The following is a 19399-nucleotide window of genomic DNA, read 5'->3' on the forward strand; positions in this document are numbered from 1 at the left end:
CACTCCCTACTTACTTCCAATATAATTGCTGTAGGGTTGCACTGATCTTTCAGGCAGTTCGCCTCTTACAATACATTCAACATCACGAACACATTTTTTGCCCATCTCTTCTAAGCACTCCATTGTGTATGCTGAAATATGCGGTGTCATTACAACATTATCGAAGGAGAGGTAAGGATGGCTTTTAAGACCAGGCTCTTCCTCTAAAACATCAGTAGCAAATCCAGCAATTTTACCCGTTTTTAAACCGCTTACAATTGATGATTCATTAACTAAAGCACCACGTGCACTGTTAGAAATATACACATTATGCTTCATTTTTTCGATTTCTTTATCAGAAATCATATGATAATTTTCCTCTGTTAAATTAGCACATAAGCAAATGACATCTGATGATTCTAGTAACTGGTCAAATTCAACCTTCTTTGCCCCATAGCTTTGGATATGCAATTCAGATTTGTATGGATCATACGCTAAAACATCACAGAAAAAACCATTGCGGAGGATTTCCACAACTCTGCTCCCTGTGTTACCAACCCCTATCACACCAACGGTTTTATTGAATAAAGTTCTACCTACAAAGCTAGCCCTCTCTTCCCACTGACCACATTTAACACTATGTTGTGCCTTAACCGTTTGACGTAGAACAGTCATTAAATTGACTATATTATTCTCCGCTACTGCATCTCGTTCTATAATTGCAGGAATAATTGAAACAATGGTATTATTATTTTTAGCTGCTTCAAGATCAACGTTATTGTAACCGATTCCATGCCTTGAGATTAAAATTAGCTCATCTTTATGGTCAAAGAACTCTTGTGTGAAAAACGGTGTAACACTAGAAATGATAATATTATAACCTTGGAGAATTTCCGCTAACTCTTGCCCACTGATTTCGCTATCAACAGTAAAATGTTTAACCTGCCCTATCTTCTTCAAAGCTTCCATATGCTCTGGGAAAACTTTACCAAAGCTACTAGAATTGACAATTGCGATGTTGTATTTCGACAATTTAAAAGACTCCTTTATTTATTCTTAATTACTGTATGTCCACCAAAACCATGTCTCAATGACGCCACAACCTTATTTGAGAAACAACCGAAATTTTTACTCTCATTACGTACAAACAAAGATAATGCAATTGTTGGAACAGGAATATTTAAATTTAGAGCTTCTTCAATTGTCCATTTCGCTTCACCAGTAGCATCAATCTCTCCTTTAACTTTTTCCAATTTAGGGTCATTTGAAAAAGCCTCTTCTACCAATTGGATAAGCCACGATCTGATTACCGAGCCGTGATTCCAAACCTTTGCAACCTCTTCTAAATTGAATTCAAAGTCTGAAGCATGCAATACATCAAAACCTTCACCTATTGCTTGCATCATTGCATACTCAATTCCATTATGGACCATTTTAAGATAATGGCCTGAGCCGGCTCTTCCAGCATAAAGATACCCATTTTTACAAGCCAAAGTTTTAAAAAATGGTTCGACTTCCCTAAATGGTTTTTCATCACCGCCAATCATCAGGCAAGCTCCATTCCGAGCCCCTTCTATTCCTCCAGATGTTCCACAATCAATAAAGTGAACACCACGACGTTTAGCAAATTCATAATTTTTTAAACTATCATTATAATTAGAATTACCGCTATCAATGATGATGTCACCTTCATCAAGCTTTTCTACCAATTCAAGAATTAATTGATTAGTACTGTTACCAGCAGGGATGCTTAAAAATAGAACTCTTTTCGTACTTAAAGTTTTTAGCAAATCATCCAATGAATGAACTATTTCCAGTTTTTGTTGAATTGCTTTTTTCCTTATGGTTTCATTCACGTCAAAGCCTAACACTTTCCATCCTTTAGCGCTTACATTTAAAGCCATGTTTAAACCCATTTTTCCAAGTCCTATAAATCCAATTTTCACATCCTTCGTCACCTCCTGTTTTAATCATACTCTATAAAAAAAATATTGTAAATATCCATTTTAAATAAAAAATATTTTTTATTTATTTAACCTAAAATTATACATTTCAAGCAAATGAAAGCCCTTAGTGATCTAATAGAGAAGCTAAAATGCATGAAATTATATATTTTTTTACTTGCTTTATATGAGGTTTTATTTTCCAATTAGAAACTTACTACTATGTGTATAATTTATAAAAAAGTGTTAGAAGTTGTTATAATAGTACTATGTTACAAATTTCAATCCCAAACACTATTCATATTTGTCCAATGTTATGAGTACTTAATTATATTTTCTAAATCAGTTATCATTTAATAAACCAGTAAATATAGTCAGTCTCAATCTATTTAGTTAAGATGGAAAATTAAAAATTGTTTTTTTATCACTCGATATTATTTCGAAATTTTCAGTAAATTTTGCTCCCTGTTTTTAATTACTAATTGCTTTTCTTGCTTTTAATAGTTTGATTTCTTTATTATTAGATCGAGATAACTTCCCCTTGTCTCCCTAATTTTTAAGGCAAAATTCAGGTCAGTCACTTTTTTTATTCCATTTAACCATTTACTATAAGTAAAAGTTCTATTAAGATTTAATCATACAACTCATCTTCCCCCAAAAATGATAATGATTGCACCTTATGTTACAGTAGTTAATAATAAATAGAATATTTTTTTATTGCTTATTCACCATTATCGATATATTTGAACGACTTTCGTATTTTAATGAATTTCTATTATTAATTGACTCGAATTTGTCGTGAGTCTAGATGGAGGTCATAATGAAAAACCATTATTTAGATCAGCGAATCAGGGTAAAGAAACCTAATCTCAGTGAAACTGAACAGAAGATAGCTGACTACTTTATTCACTCAAATGAATTATTATCAAGCAAAACCTTAGAAGAATTATCCACAGAGATTGGTACATCACAATCTTCTATTTATCAATTTGTTAAAAAAATTGGGTATAGTGGTTTTCAAGACTTTAAAATTGATATTGCACGTAACTTCAGTTATCAGCCCGCCTCTCAAAACTTAAATCGTATGTCTGGAGCAGATGATATTAACCCCAATGACACTAGTCTAGATATCGCTCAGAAAGTGTTACAATCAAATATTTATTCTCTAAGTAACTCAATTCAATTTCTTACCCAAGAGTTGCTTGACAAGGTACTCGCCATTATATACTCAGCCAAAACATTGCACTTTTTTGGCCAGGGAGGATCATCTATCGTTGCATTTGATAGCTTTCATAAATTCATCAGAACTAAGTACCGTTGTAACTATGTCTTTGATTATCATATGCAATTAAGTTTTGTCACTAAATTAACAAGTGAAGATTGTGTTTTTATCTTTTCCCATTCAGGCCAAACCAAAGAATCGATCAATTTAGCAAGACAAACGAAAAAAACGCCTGCAAAAATCATTGCCTTAACAGGTAACAGTGGTTCTGAATTAGTAACACTGGCAGATGAAGCTATCATTGTTTTAACCGAGGAAAATTTATTTAGAACAGAGTCATTAGCTTCTAGAATCAGTTATTTAACGGTTGTCGATATCTTGTACACTAATGTGATGTATCACAACTATGACCAAAATATTGAGTCTATTAAAAAGATAAGAAACAATATCAGCACCACAAAAAAATGAATATTTTAATTTTACTCATCCTTTTTGTCATAATTCGTAAGAAGACAAATAACTAACAGAGTTATTTGTCTTCTTAATTTTATGAAATTAATGAATTAAAAAAAGATAACATTGTTTAAATACGCAGGATTGAATGAGTGAGAGCATCGTAGCAATAAGGGGATTCGTTTGTTTTGTGCTTGAAACATCCTAGATTTTAGGGTGCAAGCTTTAATTAATAAAGCTAAGATCCTAGTCGAAATTTGTCTTGCTATACCCATGGCTCCACTCACTTACCCAGAAATAACTACAATCAGACAACTTATACAAAAAATGGGGGAATATGCGACTCAAGTACTTATTGCGCAAATTGAGGGGGGGAAAGTCCTCCGAAAAAGGTAAAACTCATAACAGAATTAATAGTCAGAGATTCTGTGTAACCTAACTTTTTAGCAAACTTAGACGCAAAATAAGTTAATGACAACATTTAAAATGAGCAGGAATTATTCCCATTAAGTTTTGTTCTTTTATCACAGGTAACCATTCAAAAGCTCTCACCAGTTAAAGTTTCATTTGATATCAATCAAGGATGTTAGCCTTTAACCAACATCCTTGATTTTATAATATCCACTGTTCAATTAGAGTCAATTGATTTAGAAAGAAGACACCGATTGTTAACACCAGCATAATCACTATACTTAATGTATCACGTGATTGCCACTTTAATTGTCGGAAACTCGAGCGCTTTTGATCTGATTGATAGCCTTTTACCTCCATTACATCAGCCATTTCCTCAGCCCTTTTTAATGAACTAGAAAATAAAGGAATGATAAGAGGGACAATTTTTTTCATTTGTTCAATTAAATTCCCTTCTCCAAAGATGACGCCTCGAGCACGTTGAGCATCGAGGACTTTTTGCGTCTCATCTAGTAAGTTTGGAATAAATCGTAATGAGATCGAAAGCATTAAAGAAAAATCTGACGTTGAAATCCCCAATAAATTTAAGGGCTTCAAAAGAGCATCAATCGCATCTGTTAAATCAATTGGTTTTGTCGTTAATGTTAAAACAGTTGAAATAAAAATAATCATTACAAAACGGCTAAATGTATAAAAGCCTAGCAATAGTCCAAAACTCGACATCATAAATGGTCCTATACTAAAATAAAGGGTACCTCCACCAGTGAACAGAACTCGCAAAAAAACAGCCATTAAAATTAACCATATTAATGGCCTAACACCTTTAAGATAGGTTAGGAATGAGACACCTGACATCCGCATCAGCATCAAGGTAAAGCCAAATAGCCAAAGATAGCCTAGTATGTTGTCTGCAAAGAATAATAAGCCAATAAAGTAGAGGGCTGCCACTAACTTTGCTCGTGGATCAAGGCGATGTAAAAAGGAATTCCCCGGGAAATAACGACCTAAAATTAATTTATTCATAATATTTTTCCCTCAATCAAAAGGTTGATTAGCTCTGTCTTTGTCAAACTCACTGTCGGCAACTTAAGCCCTTTTTTCATTTCAATTTGCCGCTGAAGATTGATGACTTCAGGTAAATCAATCTCCCACTCTACCAACTGTGCTTGATGGCTAAAAAAGGTTCGTGTCGGTTGATGACTAATCACTTTCCCTTGATCCATGAGTAAAACGTGATCAGTATATTCCGCAACATCATTCATATCATGTGTAACTAAAATAATGGTCAGCTTGTTTATATGATTTAGCTGTTTAATCAACGATAGAATTTGTTTCTTACCTTCTGAGTCTAATCCAGCTCCTGGCTCATCTAATACAAGAACATCGGGTTGGGTTGCTAGTACACCTGCAAGGGCTACTCGACGCTGCTGACCACCTGACAATGCAAAAGGCGAACGGTCTAATATATCTGCACTTAAACCTACTTGATTAAGACTTTCTTGAACGCTTACCTTTATTTGTTCTTGACTAAAGCCAAAGTTTCTCGGGCCAAAAGCTATGTCAGCCTCAACTGTTTCGGCGAAAAGTTGATTTTCAGGAAACTGAAAAACCATACCTACACGCTTCCTTACCTGGTTTAATTGTTCTTTCTCTTGCGCCTTTGTCAAGTTAATATTGCCCACTTGGATCAAGCCTGTTGATGGACTTAGTAAGCCATTGATCAGCTTTAATAAGCTTGATTTACCTGCACCTGTCCGACCAATAACCGCGGTAAATGTCCCTGAGGGGAGATCAATTGACACATTATCAATTATATTACTCGTCCGAATCGGACCTAATTGATAGTCTGCTTTTACTTCTTCGAATTTTATTCGCATAACCATGCCACCAACTCATCATCTGACATGTAATGATTGGGAACAGGAATTCCCCTTTGCTCAAGTTCTCGGCGGAATTGCTCAGCGAATGGCGGTTGTATATCTCTATTTCGATCAAACATCGCTTGTACATTTCCCTGATCAACGACTCGACCCTCATTTAGGAATACCATTCGATCAGCTAAAACAGCTTCATTATGATCATGTGTAATTGAAATAATCGTTAAATGATATTTCCTTTGAATCGATTTTAATGTATTTAATAATTCTCTTCGACTTTTTGGATCGAGCATAATAAAAGCTTCATCAAAAATCATTAATTCAGGCTCTAAAGCCAGAATACCGGCAATGGCAACTCGTTGTTTTTGACCGCCAGATAGCTGTGACGGATCCTTATCCCTTAATTCATACATATCCACCTGTTTAAGAGCATCAAATACCCGCTGTTTCATATCAGAATAACTCATATTTAAATTCTCCAAGGCAAATGCTACATCATCTTGTACTGTTGTCCCAATAAATTGATTATCCGGATTTTGAAAAACAATCCCCACTTTTTCTCGTAACTTTGACTTATTTTGTTCATTTATCACTTCTTGATTAAATTGGATCGAGCCCGACTCTTGGGTTGCTAGACCAACTATTAATCTTGCTAATGTTGACTTCCCTGATCCATTATCACCTAAAATAGCTAGCCACTGACCACGCATAACATCAAAGGAAGCATTAGATAAAGCATATCGTTGACTTCTCATATCATAACGATAAGAAACATCTTTTAGACTTAAAATTGGAACTTGCTCCATCTTGTGCCTACTCTCCTTTGCCAAATTCATAGTAAATTGATTAGAAATAAGATAACAATAGAACCATTAATAAGAATTAAATTCTTCACAGCTATACTAAACGTTTCTGCTTTAATTTGTCTTTTATTAAACTTACTTACGTTCTTATACACAGGATAAGCAATAAGTAAGGCTGCCAGTAAAATGGTTGGAAGTAAATTTAATAAAACAACCACGAATAAAATGATAAAGACTAGTAAATAAAGAAGATTAAATAACTGAATTGCATGTCTCTTGCCGATATAATATGGTAAGGTAAAGCGAAAATTCTTAATATCATCCTCTAAATCGCAAATATTATTAGCCAACATCAAATTAGAAATCGTTAAGACACTCGGTAAAGAAATTAATAATATTTCAAATAATTGCATGAGATTTGCTTCAAATCGAATGCTTGCTCCATCGAGTAAAAGGCTGACAATACCTTGATCAAATGCATTAACATAAACCGTTAAAAAAACAATCCCAAAACCCATTGTTAGGCCTGAGAACATCTCGCCTAACGGCATTCGTGACAATGGAATCGGTCCAAATGTATAGAAAATTCCGATTCCAAAGCACAACATACCAACCACCAAAACAAATAAGTCTGTTCGATAAACAAGCCAAAGGCCTAAACCAGTTGAAATAATCAACATCACAAAAATAATTAACCTAACTAAACGCGTGGGAATCCTAGCTTGTCCAATAATATTATGCTTGTTCCGATAACTATCTGAGCTTGCTTTTAAATAGTCCATATAATTATTAATTGCTGTTGTTGTTAAATCAAATAACAACATCGCTATAAAAAAGATCAACGTATTGATCACATTAAAGTTCTCATATCGGTAGATAACAAACAATAATCCAATTAAGAAAGGGAATAAGCTTGCTATCTTTGTTTGAATTTCGACCAACTTAAAAAAAGAATTGATTGACATTCTGTTCTCCCATTTCTAATTTTGAATAATTTCAAAGCTGTCATTCGTTAATTCAAATTCATCTACTAAACCTGAACTTAATATGATTTCTCGATCTTTTGTTACAAAAATCGCCTCAGCTCCAGTAAAGGATTCAATAAAATCCATCCCTTGATCCAACCCCTTGGAAAAAACAACGGTTGATAGTGCATCACCATCAATAGAATGATCACTAACAATAGATACTCCGGCAATCTCATTATCAAATGGATAACCTGTATTAGGATCAAGTAAATGATGATATTGGACCCCATCAACTTCAATATATCTTTCATAGATACCAGATGTTACAACGGATTGATCAGTCGCCTCAATACGGCCGACTACCTCACCACGTGCTAAAAAGGGGTTTTGGATACCAACCGTCCATTCATCACCTGTAGGGCGGTGACCCATAACAAAAATATTGCCACCTAAATCAATAATCGCCGATGTCACACCTTCTTCAGTTAATAACAAATGAATTTCATCTGTAATATATCCTTTTGCTATCGCTCCGAAATCTAATTGCATGTCCTCTTCGACTAAAAAGACTGACTGATCATCTGGATTTAACTGAACTTTTTGTTGATCAATTAAAGGTAAAACTTGATCAATCTCTTGCTGCTCCGGTTTTCTAGCATCATCAAACCCGATTCGCCATAAATTTGTTAATGGACCTACGGTAACATCAAAACCACCGTTAGACAGTTCCCCATATTCTATACTTTCCTCTATTAAATAGTAAAGGTCATCTGATACTTGAACAGGCTCAACACCTGCCTTTTTATTGATTTCAGAGACTTCTGTTGTATCAATTTCATCACTGATAATATTCTCTAACTCTTCAACCCGATCCATAGCTAGTTCAAGTACATGCTCTTTATCAGCATCATAAATACTTATATTAACAACCGTACCCAGCAAGAAATTCGTTTCTCGGTATGGTGAATCTAATAAATCGGTTTGCTTTGATGAACAACCTGCTAAAATGAATAAGCCAACCCAGATAAGATGAACGAGCTTTTTATTAATCATAAATTCAATCTCTCCTTTATCTAACTAACAGTAAAACGAATGTGAATTCCGTCACATTTATAAACTCTAAGGAATGAGTATACCACTTTTTAAAAATCGCGTCTATTTGAAATATTTTTCAATGCTCCAATTTTAGAACGTAAATGGTCATTATCCTGTTACAGATTTTTTCAGAAAATAATCATGTACCTATAGAAACGAAAGATATAGAAGCTTGTGGATTATAGTAAAAACATGTCTTTTTTGATAAAGTATGATAAGTCTTATTTTATCTTGTTTTCATAGGGAAGTGAACACTTAAAATACTCTTTTGTTTAATAATTATTGAAATATATTCAAACTTTACGCAATTTATTATATAATATCTTTAAAAAGTCCTAGACAAGCTAACTAAATAAGGCTACAATAGTTATCGTTGTTCATTTATTCACATTGATCATTTTTTGATAATTTAATATAGAGGAGTGAAAGAAAATGGTAAACAAAAACATCGTTATCATCGGTGCTGGCTATGCTGGTGTACATGCAGCAAAAAAATTAGCTAGAAAATTTAAAAAAGATGATTCTGTATCCATTACTTTAATTGATCGACATTCTTATCATACGATGATGACTGAATTACATGAGGTTGCCGCACATCGTGTTGAACCTGATGCAATTCAATTTGACCTTCGTCGCCTGTTTAAACGTACAAAAGTGAACCTTGTCACAGACAATGTCACCCATGTTGATCATGATACTAAAACAGTTAAAACAGAGCACGGCGAATATGATTATGACTATTTGATTTTAGGTATGGGTGGTGAACCAAATGACTTTGGTACACCTGGAGTGAAAGAACATGCCTTCACTTTATGGTCATGGGAAGATGCCGTTAAACTACGTGAGCATATTGAAAAGACTGTTGCAAAAGCTGCAACTGTGCGTGATGATAAAAAACGACGCGCTATGCTTACATTCACGGTTTGTGGATCTGGCTTTACAGGAATCGAGCTCGTTGGAGAATTAGTTGAATGGAAAGAACGTTTAGCTAAGAATAATAAAATCGATGCCGATGAAATCACGTTATATGTTGTCGAGTCTGCTCCAACTATTCTAAATATGTTAGAACGACGTGACGCAGATAAAGCTGAAGCTTATCTAAATAAAAAAGGTGTTAAAATTCTAAAAGAATCACCAATTGTAGAAGTACATGAAAATGAAGTTGTCTTAAAAAATGGTGAAAAACTTCCAACTTATACTTTAGCATGGACAGCTGGTGTACAAGCGAATTCAGATACAAAAGATTATGGGATGGAACAAGCACGTACAGGCCGTCTCAAAGTTAATGAATATATGGAATCGGAGCAATATAAAGATGTTTATGTAGTTGGGGACTTGACTTACTTTGAAGAAGAGCCAGGTAAGCCAACACCACAAATTGTCGAGGCTGCTGAACAAACAGGTGTAACAGCGGCTAAGAATATCATTGCTGATATTAAAGATGAAGAAAAAGTATCCTATGACGGTAAATACCATGGAATTATGGTTTCAATTGGAGCACGTTACGGTGTTGCTAACCTAATGGGAATGCACTTAAGTGGCTGGTTTTCAAACTTCGTTAAACACATGGTTAACCTTTATTACTTCTTTGGCATTTATAGTGGTTATTATATGGTTAGATATGTTCAACATGAATTTTTCCATACTAAAGATAAGCGTAATATTTTCCGCAACTTCTTTTCACGTTATGGCAATGTTTTATGGAGTCTGCCACTTCGTATCTTTGTAGGTGGATTTTGGATTAATGAAGGTGCAGCTAAGCTATGGGGTGAGGAAATATGGGGACAAGTAACTTCAAGCTTTAAAGATATTCCACTATTATTCAGAGGAATTGGTGAAGATTCTTGGCTTCTTTCTACGACGTCAAAAATGCCTTTCTCTTGGCTACAAGATGCAACTAGTGCGGCTACTGATGCAACCAGTGGTGCTACTGATGCTGCTGCAACAGAATGGGCAGAGCCCATTCTTAGTGAAATGCCAGGTTGGTTTGCTTGGATTATGGAAATCATGATGCCTACTACTGAGGTTGCTGTATTTATGCAAAAAATAGTTGTATTTATCGAGATTGGAATTGGGCTTGCAATTATCTTTGGCTTATTTACATGGTTAGCTAATGCAGCAAGTGTCGGCTTCCTAGCTATGTTTACATTATCCGCCATGCTCGGTTGGGATCAAGTATGGGCACTTCCTGGTTCAATCGCTTTAATGAATGGTTCAGGTCGTACTTTTGGTCTTGACTATTGGGTTATTCCTTTTATCCAAAAGAAATTAAGCCGCTTCTGGTACGGAAAAGAGCAGTCGCTCTATCAGGATAAATAAATATTAATGGTTAGCGATAGACTCCTTTTAAAAAAGGGTCTCTCGCTATCCTATTTATAATCATGTATAATTGAACGCAAATTTATTAAATACTTGCGTTCTTTTTTTCACATCAGAATGGATAAAACTCCATCCACTGAGCCGGATAACCGCACTAAGGAAGGCTGCGAAGTATTCATATCGCAAGAATAAGCACTTTTCTTATTCTGAAACACAATCTCCAAAAAGAGCTAATGACGTAATCACTTTAAGACACTAAGAGTAAAAAACAAACAAAAACGTATTTTTCGAATAAGATCAAGATTCCCTCTAAACATTGAAAGGGAGAATGGAAATAGAAACTCTGATCATCCTATTAAAACCAGTGATATTATCATTTTTATTCTATTAACCCTTATTTCCTTTTTGCCTTTTGCTGTTTTTACTTGCTAACAAATGTGAGTAAATGGAAAATAACTCATCATGGTAGAGTATGAAGTATATTAACCTTTCAGAACATGTTAGACTACAGTTATAGAAGCATTTAATCTGGTGACTCATGATCATGAAATAAATACTAATGAAACTATCTAATCGAAAAGGTCAATCTAAAAGCAGTACCACATAACCAGATCCAATCTATAAAAACAAGCATTTTGCACAAAGTTGGACAAACAATAGTCTTCGTGTCGCATCAGCTTGTAATTGATATTCAAAATACGGTGAATAATACTTTTGATGATAACCAGATCGATATCATCAGTTCTTAAACAGATACTTTAGGATGGTGATTAGCAACATGACTAAAAATCAGCGACTCGTTTATATTGCACTATTAGCAGCACAAGCTGCTATTATTGGTCTGATTGAACGTTCTATACCTTCTCCGTTTTTCTTTGCACCTGGTGCCAAATTAGGTTTATCCAACATCATTACATGCATGGCTCTTTATACACTATCAGTAAAAGATGCCAGTAAAGTTGTCCTCGTTCGTTTAATTTTAGCAGCTTTATTAGGTGGCACTTTATCTACTTTTATCTATAGTGCCTCAGGTGCCTTGCTCAGCTTTTTAGGTATGTTATTGATTAAAAAGATGTCATTCCTTTCTATTAGCTTAATTGGAGTAAGTGTGACTGGAGCCGTGCTACACAATATTGGGCAATTAGTTATCGCAAGTTGGATTGCTCAAACGTGGACTGTGATGCTTTATTTACCGGTTCTATCATCGATTGGAATTTTAACAGGTTTTGCAATAGGTATTGCTGCCAACTATTTACTAACACATGTTGATCAATTGCATTATTATATGTACCTAAAATCAAATTAAGTGACAAAGTATGAAAGAGGTTTATAACATGGAAATCCATCCGATTTGGCATGATTACCCCAAGCTCAATAAGCACTTATTGAAGGTCAATCAAGTCATCGATACACATATTCGTATTAAAGATAAAAAGATTCAAGTCATATTAAAAGAAACAATGAATGCCGGTGGTAAGCTATTACGCCCCGCTTATGCATTACTTTGTAGTGAAATCGGCCCTGATTATGACCAAGACAAAGCTATTGCTATAGCTGCGGCTTTAGAGACCTTACACATTGCCACACTTGTCCACGATGATGTGATCGATCAAGCAGATAGTCGAAGAGGAAAAGCAACACTTCACCGCTTGCATGATAATAAATTTGCAATCTATGCGGGTGATTATTTATTCTCTGTCTGTTTTTCAATCTTATCAAAGTATTCAAGTTCTCTTTCTCACGTCGCATACAACAGTCGGAGTATGGAGAAGATTTTAATTGGCGAACTCGATCAACTGCATTCAAGATTTCAACCACCTAAAAGCGTTAAAAGCTACTTATCAAGAATTTCAGGGAAAACAGCCCAGCTTTTTGCTTTGAGTTGTTATGCTGGAGCAGTCGAAAGTCATGCAGGCCAACAAGAAATTCGCCATGCATGGAATATGGGACATTATATTGGAATGGCTTTTCAAATCATTGATGATATTTTAGATTATCAAGGAGATATGGAGGAGATGGGTAAGCCCGTTATGGCAGACGTTCAACAAGGTATTTATACACTACCTTTAATCTATGCAATGTTAAATGAGCCGGAGAAGACCTCAGCTATTCTAGCTAAAGAGCGACCTTTTTCTGACCAAGATCTTACACAATTAACAATGATTATTAGCCAAGCTAAAGGCGTTGAAAAAGCCAAAAGACTTGCTGAACGCTATACCTCTAAAGCTTTACAGCAATTAGATAAATTGCCTGATGGAAATTATAAAGATACCTTACGTCAATTAACCCTTCAAATATTAAAGCGAACAACCTAAGAGGCTGTTCGCTTTTCTTATTAATAAATTATTCAACTGTTGTTTCGCCTTCTACTGTTCCATTAATCTCTGCAGATGCTTCATAGTCTTCATTAGCAAAAGTAAGATCGCCTGTTACTGTAGATGATTCATCTAATTGGAAACCATCAGCTTCTACGTATACATCACCAGCTAACGTTCCGCCTTGGAAGTTTAAGTTTTCACTTTGGACAACAAGTCGAGGTGTTGTGATAGTATATTGTTCTTCAATATTGTGATCCTCATCTTGTGTATAAGGTGCAAGTTTACGATAAACATCGCTACTTTCATCATCTTTATCGTGGAATGTACCTGCAACAACTAATTCATTCTCTAAAGTTACATCCTCAGTTGGGAGGATAATCCAAGTTCCATCTTCAGCTGCAGCAGCATGCATACCATCTTCATCATTAACAAAAGAAGCTGCAGTCACTACATCTTCTTCTTCAGTTGTATCGTCAGCTGTGTCACCATCAGCTCCATCATCGTTACCACCACATGCAGCTAACAAACCAACTGCTAAAATCATAGCTAAAAATAATTTAAATTTCATCTCTTGTCCCCTGCTTTCTTTTTAAATAAAGTTTGTACATTAATGTACAAACTTTATAATACCATGTTTTTATATATTTGCATATATAAATATATAAAATATTGATAAGTTTACTAACTAACTTTGACAACTTGTTCACAATTAAACATAGAAAAGTTACTATCGCACACTTCTCGTGAAGATAGTAACTTTTTTGTTTGAATAAATTTATATCATTAATTATAAATGCAATAAATAATTATTTATCTTAGGTTTATTAAACAGCAAATTAACCTTTTTTAGCACCTCTTCCTCCACGCTTTGATTCAGTGTGCTTACGTAAAGAGGCCAAGCGATCTTCAGAATCCTTCAGAAACCGGTTCATTTTTGACTCGAAATTTTCCGTCCGGTCTTGATGGCTGGCTTGTGGCTTGCGCCGACCTTGATTAGGATTACTTTTAGCCTTTTTAATCGATAAACCTATCTTTCCATCTTTTTCGACATTAATGATTTTTACAGTGACCTGATCACCAACAGTCAAATGCTCATTAATATCTTTAACATAATTATCGGCAACCTCACTAATATGAACGAGTCCTGTTTTTCCCTCACCTAACTCAACAAACGCTCCAAAGTTAGTGATTCCTGTTACCTTACCCTGCAATTTGCTGCCTACTTCGATTGACATAAAGACAATGCTCCTCCTTAAGATTTTAAAAACAGATATACTACTTACCTATATTATAGCCAAGCAATGAAAACTATGTCAATAAGCAGGCGCCTCTTCCAGGAGCTTAAAAACGATTTCTCCTTCTTCAGTAAAGAAGTAATTGGTTTTAGCAATTCGTAAAACATAAGATTCATCTTCTAATAATTTTATTTCCTCTAACAGTGATGTTTCTTCTGTCTTTAATTCCTGCTTTTCTTGTTGTAAGGCTTCATATTCCGCTTGTTTCTCCGCATAAAGCTCTCTTTGATTCATATGATACATAAACAGACTAAAGAAGGAGATCAAGACAATCATGCCTAATAAAGTGAGTCTTCTTCTTAAAAGGCGTTTTCTTTTACGCTGTCGTTCCATATGTGCATCATATTGATTCATATATGGAGAGTTTATTCGAGACACCTTTTCTTCTCTTTTCCTCATTACATGATATCCTCCTTTAGTCTTTTTTTCGATTAATAACTATATTCTCTATCTTACTATAGATTCCTGCTAATGAAACTAAGTATTTTTTCACATTTTCAGGTATAAGCCTAAAAATAGGCCCTAAGACCCATTTAATTATTTTAAAGAAAAAGGAAAAGATATAGGTTAATATAAGTATAACCATATTTAATAAAGATAAAAGGATTTGACCAAAGAATACTATCGGTTTGATTAGTAGTAAATGAATCGTACGCCCAATCAGCTTAAAAATCTGTATAAATAGCTCAATAACCTTTTCTAATATAGCTTGGTAAAGCCGACGAAGACTAAAAAAATAAAACCAAAAACCACCAATAATCGCCAAAATAAAATAGAGACGAACTTGTCCACCATTTATTTTAACCAAGCTATAAAAAATCAGTAAGCTTTGGGCGAGCCAAAATAAAAATTGGAATAAAAAGCGGGGCAAAATCTTAGTCTGAAACATTTGAATAATGCGTTCATTTGTATCAAACATACAGCCTAAATAAATTCCCACTAAAAGCATACTGAAGAAAGAGGCAAATTGAATCTCAATGGTCATTTGAATAATTTCCCGAGAAAGCTTTTTGTTTGATCATTTTGGTGATCATCCAAATAGGAAAAATCAATTAGCTTACCCTTGATCTCTACCTTTCCTTGTGCGACATCTAATGTTTTAATTTGGAGGTTTTCTCCTCTAATCATCAGATAACCTAGTACTGTTTCTAATAGAAATTCTTCATTGTCAAAGCTATCAACTTCTTTAACCCCAGTGATCTCAATCACTCGCCTATTACGCACTTTAACCTCATGTTCTGTTGACTGTCCAGGTGTTAAGTAATGGTTCGTTTCTTGTAACATTTGAGTCCCTCCTTTAATATCAATAATATGATATGTACGAGGAACTCAATCTAGAACAGATTAATAAGACACAATATAAAGTTTTAAGATCTTTGATTTTATAAATTCATACAATTATCTTTCCCTCTTTTGAATAGTATAAAACAAAGACGCTAGTACTGTATTAAAAATCTACCCCTTTTGATGAGAGAGTGATCAAAATCTCAATATCTCAAGTTTCCCAAAAGTAAAAGAACAGCTTCTTGTGAGATTATTCGTAGAAATAATGATCCTATTATATTGCTATTTTTGACCATAATAAGCATTATCGCCATGCTTGCGATAATAATGTTTATCCAATAAATAAGAATCGATTGGATCAATTTTGGCATTTAGAATCTCCGTACCTGAAGCCATCTCTGCAACTTCATCTAAGATAATGCTATTCAACACAGCTTTTTCCGCTGTTTCCCCCCATGTGAATGGCCCATGGCCATATACAACAACAGCCGGACATGCTAAAGGATCGATAGCTCTTTCTTTAAAGGTTTCTACAATGACATTCCCTGTTTCTAACTCATAAGCTGTTTCAATCTCTTCTCTTGTCAATTGACGTGTACAAGGAATAGGACCATAAAAGGTGTCAGCATGAGTTGTCCCATAAGCTGGTATATCCCTCCGAGCCTGGGCCCACTTTACCGCCTGCATAGAATGCGTGTGAACGATAGCATTAATAGCTTTAAAATGTTTATATAAAACGACATGGGTAGCCAGATCTGAAGATGGATTTAAACTATCCTCTTCCAGAAGATTTCCTTCTAGATCAATAACTACCATGTCTTCTACTTTCATTATGTCATATGATACTCCACTAGGTTTAATAACAATTACACCTAGTTCTCGATCAACTTCACTGACATTCCCCCAAGTTAATTTAATCAAGCCTTGTTTGGGTAATTCGAGGTTTGCTTCATATACGCGCTGTTTCATCTCTTGAATCGCCTTTTTTCTATCCAAAATACCCCGCCTCTCTCAATTTTGGCAATAAAAATTGTTTAGCCTTTTCAATTTCTGCTGCCGGTTGTTCGTTCATTTCACTCCACATTTCAACAACAAATGGACCATTATAATTCAATCGTTTTAGAATTTTTAAACAACCAATAAAATCAACGCATCCTTTTCCAAAAGGCACCTCTTTAAATTTCCCTTCGCTATTCTCTGTTACAGCAATGGTATCCTTTAAATGAATTTGAGATATCTCTTTTATCCCTTTTTCAATTTCATAACCCACATCATTTTCCGGCCACGCTGACAAGTTCCCTATATCTGGATAAACTTGTAAATAAGGAGAGGGAATTTGTTCTTTTATTTTTAAATACTTTGTAATTGAATTGATAAAGGGGTCATCCATAATCTCAATAGATAAAATAACTCCTTTAGAGGAAGCCATTGAAACAGCCTTTTTTAAGTTTTCTATAAACCATTCACGACTCATCAACGATTTATCTTCATAGTAAACATCATAACCCGCTAATTGGATACAGCGAATGCCTAAATCAGAAGCTAAATCAATCGCTTTAGTCATGATTTCCAATCCTTTAGCTCTATTTTCTGGATCTGCTGATCCAAAAGGATATCTACGGTGGCCACTTAAACACATTGAAAGAATTTTAACTCTTGTATCATAAATAGCGTCTATTATCTCTTTACGATCTTTCTGACTCCATTCAAGGCGTGCAAGGCGTGCATCCGTTTCATCAATAGACATTTCGACAAAATCAAAGCCTAACTCTTTAGCAAACTCTAGTCGTTCACGCCAACTAATATCTTTAGGAGTTGCCTTTTCATAGATTCCTAAAGTACTCATTCTATTAACTCCATCCCTTCACTCATTTCATTAAGTTCTTCCCAAGCTGGTTGTAAAATTGATAACATATTTTTATACGTAGAATACTTTTTATTATAAATAGCGTGTTCTTTCAAATTGGGTTGATAACTGCCTTTCACTTTAACGATCTTATCTACAGCTTCAGTTAGTGTTTGATAGCAGTTTACTGCTATCGATGATACAATTGCACCACCTAGTCCTCCTAGTTCAGTACCATATACAGTTTCTATGGGCAAACCTATAATATCAGCAAAAATTTGCACCCATTCAGAAGAGTTCACTGCACCTCCAGATATTCTAACCGCACTCGGCGAATAGCCTAATTCGTCTATTAATTGCTCAATATGATAACGATGAGCAAAAGCAATGCCTTCATATACTGATCTAATCATTTTAGATTTGGTTGTTGTACTTGTTAACCCCATGAAACAACCTTGTCCTTTAATATCAATTTGACTACCATACAAAAAAGGAAAAAATATCAGTTTTGTATAGGCAGCATTGGTTTGCTTCAAAAATTCCTCTAATAATTCATAGATGGTCTGTCCAGAAGCTTGAGCGTTTTCTTTCTCAGCATCCATCAACATATTAATGATGATTTCTAAATTACCTGCTGAAGTGGGGCTTGAAGCCTCTAACAAATACAGGTCATTAGGAAATAAAGAGTTCATAAGACCACTCTTTCGATTCGCACTTTCCTTCGATGGGAAAATATTTATATTCCATGTGCCTGCAATGATATTAAAATATTGATTATTTAATACACCCGCTCCTAATGTACATGCATGAATATCAAACAGCCCGCCAACGACTGGAGTACCAGGTTTTAAACCCGTTATTTTAGCTGCTTGTTTAGTGACTAAACCCGAAATATCTGTACAATTAACCAATTCAGGCAAAGCATGTTGAATATCTTCAATACAAAAAAATTCTAATAATCTATGATCATATTCTTTCGTTTCTAAATTAAGTAGATTATTACCAGAAGCGTCCCCTCTTTCTTGTTTGACCTCATTAGTCAGCATGAAACGAATAAAGTCTTTTGCCGATAAGACATAGCCGATTTGATAGTAAGCCTCCGGTTCATGTTCTTTTAACCAATTTAGTAGAACTGGACTTTGTGACGATACCACATGTTGCTGGCTGATATCCCAAATCGCCTCAACCTTATTTTCAAATTCAAGTGCTTTATTATTTCCCCGCTCATCTATAGAAAGTATTCCGTTATGGAAAATTTGTTTATCATGATCCAACAAATATAACCCTTTACCATGGCCTACACAGGAAACAGCGACGATATCCTCCCCAGTCAAACCGGATTTTTCAAAGACATCTTGAATAGCTAAACAAATCGAATCCCATAAATTTTGTAAATTAATTTCCCGAAAACCAGATTTACACTCAATTTTTTTAGTCAAAAAAGTGGATAGACTACATTGCTTTCCTTTATCATCAAATATCATTGCTTTTGTATTGGTTCCACCATAATCAATACTTAGAAAGTATTTAGTCATTTGCTATTTCCTTTCTTCACTAAATTAATAACCCCATCATTAATCAAATGG

At 34.7% G+C, this 19399-nt stretch carries 19 protein-coding genes; 4 read left to right on the plus strand and 15 right to left on the minus strand.

What is annotated here, in order from left to right; translation table 11 throughout:
* Positions 1-6: 6 nt before the first annotated feature.
* Both ACS127_RS04665 and gnd read right to left on the minus strand, forming a co-directional pair.
* Positions 7-1011 (minus strand): D-isomer specific 2-hydroxyacid dehydrogenase family protein, encoded by a 1005-nt coding sequence (locus ACS127_RS04665; RefSeq protein ID WP_440897259.1) that lies wholly within the window; start codon positions 1009-1011, stop codon positions 7-9.
* A gap of 14 nt (positions 1012-1025) precedes the next feature.
* Positions 1026-1925, minus strand: a complete 900-nt coding sequence (gene gnd / locus ACS127_RS04670; RefSeq protein ID WP_440897261.1) for a phosphogluconate dehydrogenase (NAD(+)-dependent, decarboxylating) — start codon at positions 1923-1925, stop codon at positions 1026-1028.
* A gap of 817 nt (positions 1926-2742) precedes the next feature.
* On the opposite strand from gnd, the gene ACS127_RS04675 reads away from it, so the two are divergent.
* Positions 2743-3612, plus strand: coding sequence for a MurR/RpiR family transcriptional regulator (locus tag ACS127_RS04675; protein ID WP_440897262.1), 870 nt, complete (start codon positions 2743-2745; stop codon positions 3610-3612).
* A gap of 597 nt (positions 3613-4209) precedes the next feature.
* Here ACS127_RS04675 and ACS127_RS04680 read toward each other — a convergent pair.
* The 5 genes from ACS127_RS04680 to ACS127_RS04700 are packed head-to-tail and all read right to left on the minus strand — an operon-like array spanning position 4210 to position 8709.
* A complete protein-coding gene (locus ACS127_RS04680; protein ID WP_440897264.1) occupies positions 4210-5031 on the minus strand; it encodes an energy-coupling factor transporter transmembrane component T family protein in 822 nt (273 codons plus the stop codon).
* Positions 5028-5885, minus strand: coding sequence for an energy-coupling factor transporter ATPase (locus ACS127_RS04685; RefSeq protein ID WP_440897265.1), 858 nt, complete (start codon positions 5883-5885; stop codon positions 5028-5030). The genes ACS127_RS04680 and ACS127_RS04685 overlap by 4 nt, the downstream gene beginning before the upstream one ends.
* Positions 5876-6691, minus strand: a complete 816-nt coding sequence (locus ACS127_RS04690; RefSeq protein WP_440897266.1) for an energy-coupling factor transporter ATPase — start codon at positions 6689-6691, stop codon at positions 5876-5878. Before ACS127_RS04690 ends, ACS127_RS04685 begins: the two co-directional genes overlap by 10 nt.
* Before the next feature lie 26 nt (positions 6692-6717).
* Entirely contained in the window at positions 6718-7653 is a 936-nt protein-coding gene (gene menA, locus ACS127_RS04695; RefSeq protein WP_440897267.1) for a 1,4-dihydroxy-2-naphthoate polyprenyltransferase, read from the minus strand.
* 15 nt (positions 7654-7668) lie between these two features.
* Complete coding sequence (locus ACS127_RS04700) at positions 7669-8709, minus strand: FAD:protein FMN transferase (protein ID WP_440897268.1); 1041 nt, start codon at positions 8707-8709, stop codon at positions 7669-7671.
* Positions 8710-9183: 474 nt separating this feature from the next.
* Here ACS127_RS04700 and ACS127_RS04705 point away from each other — a divergent pair, with 474 nt between their 5' ends.
* The 3 genes from ACS127_RS04705 (at position 9184) to ACS127_RS04715 (ending at position 13385) form a co-directional block, all read left to right on the plus strand.
* Positions 9184-11070 (plus strand): FAD-dependent oxidoreductase, encoded by a 1887-nt coding sequence (locus tag ACS127_RS04705; protein ID WP_440897269.1) that lies wholly within the window; start codon positions 9184-9186, stop codon positions 11068-11070.
* 778 nt (positions 11071-11848) lie between these two features.
* The gene (locus ACS127_RS04710; protein ID WP_440897270.1) at positions 11849-12376 is read left to right on the plus strand and encodes a Gx transporter family protein; all 528 of its coding nucleotides are present in this window, start codon (positions 11849-11851) and stop codon (positions 12374-12376) included.
* A 28-nt stretch (positions 12377-12404) separates the two neighbouring features.
* On the plus strand, positions 12405-13385 hold the full coding sequence (locus ACS127_RS04715; RefSeq protein ID WP_440897271.1) for a polyprenyl synthetase family protein: 981 nt from the start codon (positions 12405-12407) through the stop codon (positions 13383-13385).
* A gap of 28 nt (positions 13386-13413) precedes the next feature.
* Here the strand turns inward: ACS127_RS04715 and ACS127_RS04720 are convergent, their stop codons facing one another.
* The 8 genes from ACS127_RS04720 to ACS127_RS04755 all read right to left on the minus strand — a co-directional run bounded on the left by ACS127_RS04720 (position 13414) and on the right by ACS127_RS04755 (position 19348).
* Complete coding sequence (locus tag ACS127_RS04720) at positions 13414-13956, minus strand: hypothetical protein (RefSeq protein ID WP_440897272.1); 543 nt, start codon at positions 13954-13956, stop codon at positions 13414-13416.
* Between the two features lie 268 nt (positions 13957-14224).
* The gene (locus tag ACS127_RS04725) at positions 14225-14623 is read right to left on the minus strand and encodes a S1 domain-containing RNA-binding protein (RefSeq protein ID WP_440897273.1); all 399 of its coding nucleotides are present in this window, start codon (positions 14621-14623) and stop codon (positions 14225-14227) included.
* Positions 14624-14701: 78 nt separating this feature from the next.
* Complete coding sequence (locus ACS127_RS04730) at positions 14702-15082, minus strand: FtsB family cell division protein (RefSeq protein WP_440897274.1); 381 nt, start codon at positions 15080-15082, stop codon at positions 14702-14704.
* A 16-nt stretch (positions 15083-15098) separates the two neighbouring features.
* A complete protein-coding gene (yabQ, locus tag ACS127_RS04735) occupies positions 15099-15668 on the minus strand; it encodes a spore cortex biosynthesis protein YabQ (RefSeq protein WP_440897275.1) in 570 nt (189 codons plus the stop codon).
* Complete coding sequence (gene yabP, locus ACS127_RS04740) at positions 15665-15967, minus strand: sporulation protein YabP (protein ID WP_440897277.1); 303 nt, start codon at positions 15965-15967, stop codon at positions 15665-15667. Before yabP ends, yabQ begins: the two co-directional genes overlap by 4 nt.
* A 282-nt stretch (positions 15968-16249) precedes the next feature.
* Positions 16250-16963: an L-ribulose-5-phosphate 4-epimerase gene (locus tag ACS127_RS04745; protein ID WP_440897279.1), complete on the minus strand. Its 714-nt coding sequence runs from the start codon at positions 16961-16963 to the stop codon at positions 16250-16252.
* Positions 16956-17813: an L-ribulose-5-phosphate 3-epimerase gene (locus tag ACS127_RS04750; RefSeq protein ID WP_440897281.1), complete on the minus strand. Its 858-nt coding sequence runs from the start codon at positions 17811-17813 to the stop codon at positions 16956-16958. The genes ACS127_RS04745 and ACS127_RS04750 overlap by 8 nt, the downstream gene beginning before the upstream one ends.
* On the minus strand, positions 17810-19348 hold the full coding sequence (locus tag ACS127_RS04755) for an FGGY-family carbohydrate kinase (RefSeq protein WP_440897282.1): 1539 nt from the start codon (positions 19346-19348) through the stop codon (positions 17810-17812). The genes ACS127_RS04750 and ACS127_RS04755 overlap by 4 nt, the downstream gene beginning before the upstream one ends.
* Positions 19349-19399: the final 51 nt, after the last annotated feature.

Origin of the sequence: Amphibacillus sp. Q70 (assembly GCF_052055485.1) — a bacterium.
Lineage (GTDB): Bacteria > Bacillota > Bacilli > Bacillales > Amphibacillaceae > Amphibacillus.

Coding starts and splice junctions, on each gene's coding strand:
- ACS127_RS04705 (WP_440897269.1), top strand. CDS start 9,184: ATGGTAAACAAAAACATCGTTATCATCGGTGCTGGCTATGCTGGTGTA.
- ACS127_RS04755 (WP_440897282.1), bottom strand. CDS start 19,348: ATGACTAAATACTTTCTAAGTATTGATTATGGTGGAACCAATACAAAA.
- ACS127_RS04750 (WP_440897281.1), bottom strand. CDS start 17,813: ATGAGTACTTTAGGAATCTATGAAAAGGCAACTCCTAAAGATATTAGT.
- ACS127_RS04700 (WP_440897268.1), bottom strand. CDS start 8,709: ATGATTAATAAAAAGCTCGTTCATCTTATCTGGGTTGGCTTATTCATT.
- ACS127_RS04710 (WP_440897270.1), top strand. CDS start 11,849: ATGACTAAAAATCAGCGACTCGTTTATATTGCACTATTAGCAGCACAA.
- yabQ (WP_440897275.1), bottom strand. CDS start 15,668: ATGACCATTGAGATTCAATTTGCCTCTTTCTTCAGTATGCTTTTAGTG.
- ACS127_RS04680 (WP_440897264.1), bottom strand. CDS start 5,031: ATGAATAAATTAATTTTAGGTCGTTATTTCCCGGGGAATTCCTTTTTA.
- menA (WP_440897267.1), bottom strand. CDS start 7,653: ATGTCAATCAATTCTTTTTTTAAGTTGGTCGAAATTCAAACAAAGATA.
- ACS127_RS04730 (WP_440897274.1), bottom strand. CDS start 15,082: ATGAGGAAAAGAGAAGAAAAGGTGTCTCGAATAAACTCTCCATATATG.
- ACS127_RS04725 (WP_440897273.1), bottom strand. CDS start 14,623: ATGTCAATCGAAGTAGGCAGCAAATTGCAGGGTAAGGTAACAGGAATC.
- ACS127_RS04690 (WP_440897266.1), bottom strand. CDS start 6,691: ATGGAGCAAGTTCCAATTTTAAGTCTAAAAGATGTTTCTTATCGTTAT.
- yabP (WP_440897277.1), bottom strand. CDS start 15,967: ATGTTACAAGAAACGAACCATTACTTAACACCTGGACAGTCAACAGAA.
- ACS127_RS04685 (WP_440897265.1), bottom strand. CDS start 5,885: ATGCGAATAAAATTCGAAGAAGTAAAAGCAGACTATCAATTAGGTCCG.
- ACS127_RS04715 (WP_440897271.1), top strand. CDS start 12,405: ATGGAAATCCATCCGATTTGGCATGATTACCCCAAGCTCAATAAGCAC.
- ACS127_RS04720 (WP_440897272.1), bottom strand. CDS start 13,956: ATGAAATTTAAATTATTTTTAGCTATGATTTTAGCAGTTGGTTTGTTA.
- ACS127_RS04675 (WP_440897262.1), top strand. CDS start 2,743: ATGAAAAACCATTATTTAGATCAGCGAATCAGGGTAAAGAAACCTAAT.